Annotated in this window: 7 protein-coding genes and 1 pseudogene; 3 read left to right on the forward strand and 5 right to left on the reverse strand. The window is 66.6% G+C overall.

The features are described 5' to 3' along the window. Positions 1-201, forward strand: a pseudogene (locus ACFQEU_RS08585) (MOSC domain-containing protein); the annotation flags it as partial. 39 nt (positions 202-240) lie between these two features. Here ACFQEU_RS08585 and ACFQEU_RS08590 read toward each other — a convergent pair. Further along, a complete protein-coding gene (locus ACFQEU_RS08590; protein WP_379781202.1) occupies positions 241-1,236 on the reverse strand; it encodes an acetamidase/formamidase family protein in 996 nt (331 codons plus the stop codon). Between the two features lie 99 nt (positions 1,237-1,335). On the opposite strand from ACFQEU_RS08590, the gene ACFQEU_RS08595 reads away from it, so the two are divergent. Continuing rightward, a complete protein-coding gene (locus ACFQEU_RS08595; RefSeq protein ID WP_379781204.1) occupies positions 1,336-2,121 on the forward strand; it encodes a PHP domain-containing protein in 786 nt (261 codons plus the stop codon). Positions 2,122-2,123: 2 nt separating this feature from the next. Here the strand turns inward: ACFQEU_RS08595 and ACFQEU_RS08600 are convergent, their stop codons facing one another. Both ACFQEU_RS08600 and ACFQEU_RS08605 read right to left on the reverse strand, forming a co-directional pair. Further along, on the reverse strand, positions 2,124-4,226 hold the full coding sequence (locus tag ACFQEU_RS08600) for a peroxidase family protein (RefSeq protein WP_379781206.1): 2,103 nt from the start codon (positions 4,224-4,226) through the stop codon (positions 2,124-2,126). A gap of 164 nt (positions 4,227-4,390) precedes the next feature. Continuing rightward, positions 4,391-5,623 carry a mandelate racemase/muconate lactonizing enzyme family protein gene (locus tag ACFQEU_RS08605; RefSeq protein WP_379781208.1) on the reverse strand — a complete coding sequence of 411 codons (1,233 nt, stop codon included), beginning with the start codon at positions 5,621-5,623 and terminating at the stop codon, positions 4,391-4,393. Positions 5,624-5,801: 178 nt separating this feature from the next. Here ACFQEU_RS08605 and ACFQEU_RS08610 point away from each other — a divergent pair, with 178 nt between their 5' ends. Continuing rightward, positions 5,802-6,254, forward strand: coding sequence for a TRAM domain-containing protein (locus tag ACFQEU_RS08610; protein WP_379781210.1), 453 nt, complete (start codon positions 5,802-5,804; stop codon positions 6,252-6,254). Positions 6,255-6,299: 45 nt separating this feature from the next. On the opposite strand, the gene ACFQEU_RS08615 is transcribed toward ACFQEU_RS08610, so the two are convergent. Together ACFQEU_RS08615 and ACFQEU_RS08620 are read right to left on the reverse strand one after the other, a co-directional pair. Further along, a complete protein-coding gene (locus ACFQEU_RS08615) occupies positions 6,300-7,382 on the reverse strand; it encodes a geranylgeranyl reductase family protein (RefSeq protein ID WP_379781212.1) in 1,083 nt (360 codons plus the stop codon). Between the two features lie 84 nt (positions 7,383-7,466). Then, positions 7,467-7,660, reverse strand: a 194-nt coding sequence (locus ACFQEU_RS08620; RefSeq protein ID WP_379781214.1) for a hypothetical protein, incomplete at its 5' end; no start/stop codon positions are given.

Raw genomic sequence — 7,660 nt, forward strand, 5'->3', positions numbered from 1 at the left:
GGGGCGGACGGGCTCGCGTCCGCGCTGCGGAACCGTGGCGGGCTGTGTTGTGGCGTCCTCGAACCCGGACCGGTCGCCGTCGGCGACGCGGTTCAGGTGACGGATCCGGACCCGCGGACGGCCGGTGCGGCCATCGCGGATCGGCTGCGTACTCGGGAGAACTCGGAGGGGAAGCAGGGGACCGACGGGGAACACCGCTGAGTGTCACGGCCGTGTGCGTTTGCCCCGTCGTGACTCGGGCTACCCCCCGTCGGGGAAGATGCTCTCCGGGATGTACGCCGAGACGGTCCAGTTCGGCGCGTCGACGACCTCACTTATCTTCAAATCCATCGCGGCGGAACAGAGGATGTACGCCTCCCCGCGGGTGAGGTCGCGCTCAGTCGCGAGGTGGTCGATCATGTGTCGCGTCGCCAGCTTCGTCGCCTCCATCAGGTCGTCCGCGATCCCGGTCGTCCCGTACATCGGCTCGTCCCGGCCGGTCGGCGTGAACGGCCCGGTCGTCTCGAACTGCGGCTGGTCGATCGACATGTCCGTCCGGACCGAGAAGCGAGCGGTGACGAACATCGGCGCTTCGATCCCCGTCACGCACACCTCGCCGTCGCCCTGAGCGGCGTGACAGTCCGCGGTGGAGAACAGCCCCCCGGCGACCTCGACCGGGAGATACACCGTCGAACCGGCGGTCATGTGTTTCACGTCCATGTTCCCGCCCGTCGAACGCGGCGGCAGGGTGTCGTGTTCACCGTCCGTACCGGGCGCGAGGCCGATGACGCCGGGGAACGGGTCGAGCGGCACCTCGATCCCGTTCACGAACTGCCCGACATCGCCCTGGAGATCCCAGACGTGCACGCCCGCGTCCGGGAACTCCTCCGGAAGGAGTCCGAGCCCCATCTCACCCGGCATGAACCCGGTGTACCCCCACCCCTTGTGCTGGAAATCGAGCAGGTCGACCTGAAGGACGTCGCCCGGTTCCGCTCCCTCGACGGCAACGGGGCCCGTCAGCGGGTGGACCGGATCGAAGGAGACGTTCGCAAAGTCGGCAGCGGTCGACTCGACGTCGAGCTGGCGATCGACTGCGTCACGACACTCGAACCGCACGACTGCACCGTCTTCAACCGTCAAAACCGGGTCGAGTGAGTTGTCCCACACTCGGTGGATGTTGCGCTCGGCGTCCGAGAGATGATGATCGACTGTGTAGTCACGGTGGGTGCCGTTCCCCTCCTGATCTGCGCGTGTCATACGTGATCATAGATCGATCGGTGACCACTTAAAAACGCGCGTTGCGGTGGGGTGACGCGGAACCCGAAAGCACGTCCTCCCCCGTCTCGTTGTTCCGTTGTGTACGACTATCACATCCACACGACCTACTCCGATGGGGCGTTTCTGTCGTGGATGGTCGACGCCGCTGCTGACGCCGGTCTCGATGGCGTCGGGATCGCCGACCACTGCAACGTCTCTCCGGACCCGAGTGCCGAACGATACAAGCGCGCCCTTGGATTCAACCTCGATTTGACGCACGAACGCCGCCGGGAGGCGATCGAGCGGATCAGCGAACAGAGAGACATCCGTGTGTTCGACGCCGTCGAGATGGATTACCACCCCGACCACGAGGCGGCGATCGCCTCGTTCCTCGATGAGGTCCCGTTCGATTACGCGATCGGGAGCGTCCATGACCTCGACGGCGCCAACGTCCACACCCGGTCACACTTCGCCGAGAAGGACGACGCGGAGCGCGCGGCGCTCGTCGACCGGTACTTCGAGAAGCTCGTCTCGCTGATCGACTCCGAGCTGTTCGCGATAGCGGCCCATCCGGACCTGATCGAGCGTAACCCCCACCTCCGCGGGTTCGCGACCCCCGATCACTACGAGCGGGTCGCCGACGCGTTCGACCGGTCGCGGACCATCCCCGAGGTGAACGCGGGGCGACTCCTCGACGACTACGGGGAGTTCCATCCGTCGCCGGCGTTCCTCGACGTGTTACTCGACCGCGGGCTTACGATGACCGCCGGCACCGACAGCCACGAACCGGAGGCGATCGAGCCGCGATCGGCCGAGCTCGCTCGCGAGTTCGACGCCCGCGGGATCGAGGTCGCCGACGTATCCGCCGTCGTGGACGCCGGGTAAGCTCAGGTGTACACCCGTCGGGTGCTGACCACCCCGTCCGGGTCGAGGAGCGCCACCGTGTCGCCCGCGTCGTTGAGCGCGGCACGCTCCCGACCGAGGTAGTAGTCCGTGTCGGTGTCGGTTCCGGAGCCGACGTGGATCGTTAGCGTTCCGTCCGGATCCAGCGTGGTCGACGGCAGCTCGTCCCGCTGGCCGCCGCTCAGGTCGATCACGTACCCGGTGAGGTCGACGGGCTCGCTGGCCGCGTTCCGGAGCGTCACCGACTCGTCGAGCGGGTCCCCTCCCGCCTCGTCCGGCCCCGGATCGATGGCGTCGATGACGAGCCCGTCGGGCGTCCCCTCCTCGCCGAAGGCGACGAGGTCGGCGAGGGTGTACCCCTCCGTCTCGGTCAGCTGCGGGAGACTCGGCTCCCAGCCGTCGGGCGCGGCGTTCGGGTACGCGGCCTCGTCGGACTCGATGAGCCCGATAAGCGTCTCCGCGACGATCCGGGTGCCTACCGCGCCGAGGCGTTCGCCGCCGTTCTGATATCGCGCCTCGTCGAGAACGTAGTACCACAGTGGGGCGTGGCCGTCCGCGCCGCGGCCGTGTTTTCGGAGCGCGTCCATGATCGGTGCGTCGTCCCCGAACCCCTCGTTGCGGATCGGGTCGATCCCCATCCGCTCGGCAACGTCCTGGCCCGACGGGAGTCCGAGCGCCCGCCCGCGCTGGAAGTTCCGCATGGCGAGCGAGTCCTCCCCGTCCATCGGGAGCTGGAACAGGGTCGGCGCGAGGAACGGCATCACCTTCCGTGCCGGCTGGTAGTCGCCGTCACCCGTGTCGAGCAGCCGCGTCCAGTCGACGACGAGGTGGCTGGGTACCGGCCGGCCACCTCGGAGGTTTGGCCCGTCACCGGTAGGACCCGGGAACAACCGAACGTTCCCGGACTCCTCGTTGATGTCGAACTCGTGTCGGATGAGCGAGTGGCCGAACCGGAAGCCCGCGCCGGCGAACTCGACGGGGATCGCCACGTCCTTTTCCGGCGGGACGAAGAACCGTCGCCCGTTCTCTTCGATGTCCTCGAGGATGTACGTGTCACACACCCGCGCGAGGAAGTCGTGCCGGACGACCCACTGGTAGTGCCACCTGACGAGCCGCTGTGCCGCCTCGTGGAGCGGTTCGTCGTCCCCCCGGAGCGCGCTTCCCTCAGGCGTCTCGAGGTAGTCGACGACGCGGTTGTGGAAGTTGACGAACGCGAGGTGGAGCTGGGCGATCAACACGTTCTCGTCGTTTCGCGGGTCGCCGATGAGCGCGACCCCCTGCTCGTTGCGCTGGAGGTCGGTCCCGGGGAGCCCGGACAGCCCCCCTGAGTCGGTGTCGGGTGCGACTGCCGAGCCGGTGAGGAGGTGTGCGCTCGCGTGGTGCTCCTGGTCGAACAGGAACGGGGTGACCCCTGGGCCGGTTCGGTACAGCGCGTCGAGATCGAGCGCGGGCGTCCGGAAGTTCCGCAGCGCCGCCGGATCGTTCCGTCGGTCGATGTCCGACGTCGGATCGAACGTGATGTCGTGATCGATGAACTGCCCGAACAGGCCGTACGCCGCGGGAGTTTCGGCGTCCCCCACAGGGTCGTCGGCAGGCTCCATCATCGGGCCGTCACGGTCCCCGTCGGCGGTTACCTCGGTGTCACCCAACGACCGGAGGAACTCGTCCGACCGGTCGTAGACGGGGAGCTCGGGGAACTGGTTACAGAACCGGTGACTCCGAACCCGGCCGATCCGCGTCGTCGCCGCGTCGTTCATGCCCCGGTGTTCGACGCTCCCGTGGATCGGGGTGCTCGCCGAGGTGACGGTGAGCTCGACGGTTCGCTCCTCGCCGTCCTCCCGGATCCGACGCCCGTTGACCGGGTTCTCGGTTCCGCCCTGCGTCGGATCCCGGACGGTGAAGTCGACGTCGCCCGGGTCGAGTCTCGAGCCGCCGTCGGCGACGAGCGGGAACTCCCCGTTCTCGTCGGTGAGCCAGTGTCCCGACGGCTCCGATCCACCTCCCGTGTGACCCACCACGACTCGCCCGCTAAGCGGGGTTCCCGATCCGTCCACGACGAGCCCGAAGACCTCTTGTTCTGGCGACATGGGGCAGAAGTTGCTGGTTGTTGGCTTAATTTTTCCTAAATAAATTCACATCAGATTGAAAAATCAGCTAGTCGAACAGTAGGAACCGGCGGGTCGCTGGTACGATCGGAGTCCGATCCGTCGGATAACAGGACACGAGCCGTGCGCGTCCCGGTTCGTGCCGCTCAGTCGAACAGCGTTTCGCCGTCGACCATATGCTCCTCGACGGCGTCCATGTCGAGGGTCACACCGAGCCCTGGTTCCTCGGGAACCTCGATGTAGCCGTCCTCGATGACGTCTTCCTCGACGAGGTCCGACCACCAGCCGAGCTCGTACGAGTGGTACTCGACCGCGAGCGAGTTCGGAATCGACGCGCCGACGTGTGCCGCAGCCATCGTCGCGACCGGCGAAGCGACGTTGTGCATCGCGACCGGCACGTAGTACTGATTGGCGACGTCTGCGATCTTTCGCGTCTCGCGCATACCGCCCACCTTCGGCAGGTCCGGGGCGACGATATCGACCGCCTGGTTCTCGATGAGCCGGCGGAGCTCCGTAACCCGGTACCGGTTCTCGCCGACCGCGATCGGGGTCGTCGTGTTCTTCGTTACCTCCTCTTGAACTTCGAGGTTCTCCGGAGGAACGGGATCTTCGAGCCACCACACGTCGTACTCTTCGATCGCGTCCGCGAGTCGCTTCGCGGAACCACCGGAGAACGTCCAGTGGCAGTCGAAAGAGACGTCCGCCTTGTCTTTCACTCGCTCGGTCACTGTCTCGACGATCTCCGCTTTGTGCCGGATCTCCCCCGGACGTAGGTGTCGATTCGCGCGGTCCTTTTCCAGTCCCGACGGCACGTCGAGGTCGAATTTCAACGCGTCATAGCCAAGCTCGTCGACGACACGCTCGGCCTCGTCGGCACACGCCTCGGGGTCCGCCTCTTCCTCCGTGTGACAGTCACAATAAACGCGCATCTCGTCGCGGTACTTCCCGCCGAGGAGCTGGTAGGCGGGCACGTCGAGGATCTTCCCCGCGAGGTCATGCAGCGCGACTTCGATGCCGGAGATGGCGGTAACGGTCACACCCTCAACGGAGCCCTCACCGGACATCTTCTGGATGAGGTGCTCATAGAGTCGGTCGATGTCGAGCGGGTTCTCGCCGATGACGAACGGTTTCATCCGCTCGATCAGCTCGGGGACACCGGCACCCCAGTACGCCTCGCCCGTTCCGACCACGCCCGCGTCCGTGTACACTCGGACGAGCGTCCACGGGAAGTTACCGTCGACCATCGTGGTCTGAACGTCCGTGATCTCCACGTCGCGGCCGCCACCGCGCGCTCCGGTTACCCCCATCGTCTCCGAAGAGAGCTCCCGCATCGTGTACTCCGCGTTCGGGTCGTGAAGTGAGTCGTAGTTCCGGCTCATACGAAGAACTTCATTCGAATCAGGGTAAGCGTTTATGTTCCGCTCGGTTGTCGTCTCCGATATCCGCGGATCACCGGCTAAACCCCTAATACCGGCGATCGATCGGGGTATCTGGACACACGGTTCACGTCGCGATCGGATAGGGAGTTTTTCGTAACCCTACGACGAACGGCACCCTATGGTCGAAATAACTGATTCACTTTCGTGCCTCTTTACCGCGGAGCTGGAGACCGACGGCGAGGGGGGGTACGTACTGTCCGTTCCGAAACGCGAGATCGAACACGGGGCCGTGGTGCCCGGCGAGACGTACCGGGTCGCCGTGATCGATCAGGGTACGTCGAGCGCGGAGGGGAAGGAGACCGGCGCTTCACGCGGCCCCACGGATAGCCGACCGTCGTCCGAAAGGGGTAATCGGTCCGCGAGCGACACGACCCCGTCGGGGCCGCCGGTGTCGGAAGGCGAGGTCCGTGACGTCACGATCGAGACGCTCGGCGACAAGGGCGACGGGATCGCCAAGATCGAACGGGGATACGTCGTCATCGTTCCCGACGCCGAGCTCGGCGACGAGGTGACCGTGGAGATCACGAGCGTCCGGGAAAACGTCTCGTTCGCGACCGTCATCGACGAGTAAGTCGGCATCAATGGACGGCCGACGGTGGTCGACGACCGTCCGCCGCTAGGAAAACAGCCGCCGGAGGTGGTCCCGCGAGAAGAACGAGGACGGCTCGTCCATGTGGACGCCGATCTCGCCGGAGAGCGCCCACAACCCCGCGCGCTGTACCGGCTCGGGGAGCGAGTAGCACGCACGGATCGCCTCTCCGAGCCGTATCTCCGTCGCCAGCTCGTCGCGCCACCCCGCCTCGTAGTCGGCGAGACTATCTGGATCTCCCGGGTCGATCGTCGCCGCCGCCACGTCGGCCGCGCGCATCCCGTAAAGGATCCCGCCGCCGGTAAACGGCTTCGTCTGTGCTGCCGCGTCACCGATCAGGAACACGCGCTCGCTCGTCACGGACGCGGGCGGCCCGACCGGGATAACCCCGGAACAGAACGACGCGGTTTCGGCCCCGTACGCGGCGGTCAATCGGTCGAACCGCGCTTTCACGTCGTCGTCCGGCGGGGCGGCGAGTCCGTACTCGACGCCGGCATCCCCGCGCGGGATCCGCCACGCGAAGAAGCGCGGGGCGGTGAGGTGGACGTCGACGTAGTTCCCCTCGTCGGGCTCCGGATCGAAGGCCAGAACGCCGTGGAGCAGCTCGTCGGGTTCGTCGAGGTCGGCGGCACGACGTACCCGGGACGTCGGCCCGTCACACCCCGCGACCATCCGCGCTTCGACCGTCGTCGTCGTCCCTTCGGCGACGCTCGCCTCGACGACGACGCGGTCGTGCCGTTCGTCGATACCGGTGACGGTGTGCCCCTCGCGAACGTCGGCACCGGCGTCGCGGGCACACGCCGCCAGCGTTCGATCCAGCCCCACACGGTCGATGACGTTCGACACCGGCTCTCGCTTATAAAAGTGGTAGGGGGACGACCCGGGACCCTCGGTGTGGAACCGCGCGCCGAACACCCGGTTCTGTAACAACGTCGGACGGGCGTTCTCGGGGACGTACTCCCAGATGTCGGTAGAGACGTGTCCCGAGCAGGCGAGCGGGGTACCGACCTCGCCCTTCTCGAAAACGACGACATCGTGGCCGGCCTCGGCCGCTCGACGGGCGAACCGCGACCCGGCCGGCCCGGCACCGACGACGGCGAAGTCGTACATGTCCGGCCTTACTCGGGCCCGATATATAAATAGCGTATCCCTACTCCCGGAGATACGACGCTCACTTCGTGCCGAACGCGCGGCTCAAGCTCGATCGTCGAGCCACGAGAGCGCGGCGTCGACATCGGTTCTCGGCGGCGAGCACGTGAATCCTTCACAGACGTAAACGGTCGGCGCACCGTCCTCCGCGTCCCGGCCCTTCCAGATCGGCGGTGCCTCGTCGAGGCCGAGCCGGTCCAGCCACCCGTCGAGTCCGGCCGCGGTCGGCGGCCGCGGCG

Source organism: Halorubrum tibetense (assembly GCF_042661865.1).
Taxonomy (GTDB): Archaea; Halobacteriota; Halobacteria; order Halobacteriales; family Haloferacaceae; genus Halorubrum; species Halorubrum tibetense.

Bases quoted from the DNA above. Each gene is read 5' to 3' on its own strand.
- ACFQEU_RS08590 (WP_379781202.1), bottom strand. From the start codon at position 1,236: ATGACACGCGCAGATCAGGAGGGGAACGGCACCCACCGTGACTACACA.
- ACFQEU_RS08600 (WP_379781206.1), bottom strand. From the start codon at position 4,226: ATGTCGCCAGAACAAGAGGTCTTCGGGCTCGTCGTGGACGGATCGGGA.
- ACFQEU_RS08605 (WP_379781208.1), bottom strand. From the start codon at position 5,623: ATGAGCCGGAACTACGACTCACTTCACGACCCGAACGCGGAGTACACG.
- ACFQEU_RS08610 (WP_379781210.1), top strand. From the start codon at position 5,802: ATGGTCGAAATAACTGATTCACTTTCGTGCCTCTTTACCGCGGAGCTG.
- ACFQEU_RS08615 (WP_379781212.1), bottom strand. From the start codon at position 7,382: ATGTACGACTTCGCCGTCGTCGGTGCCGGGCCGGCCGGGTCGCGGTTC.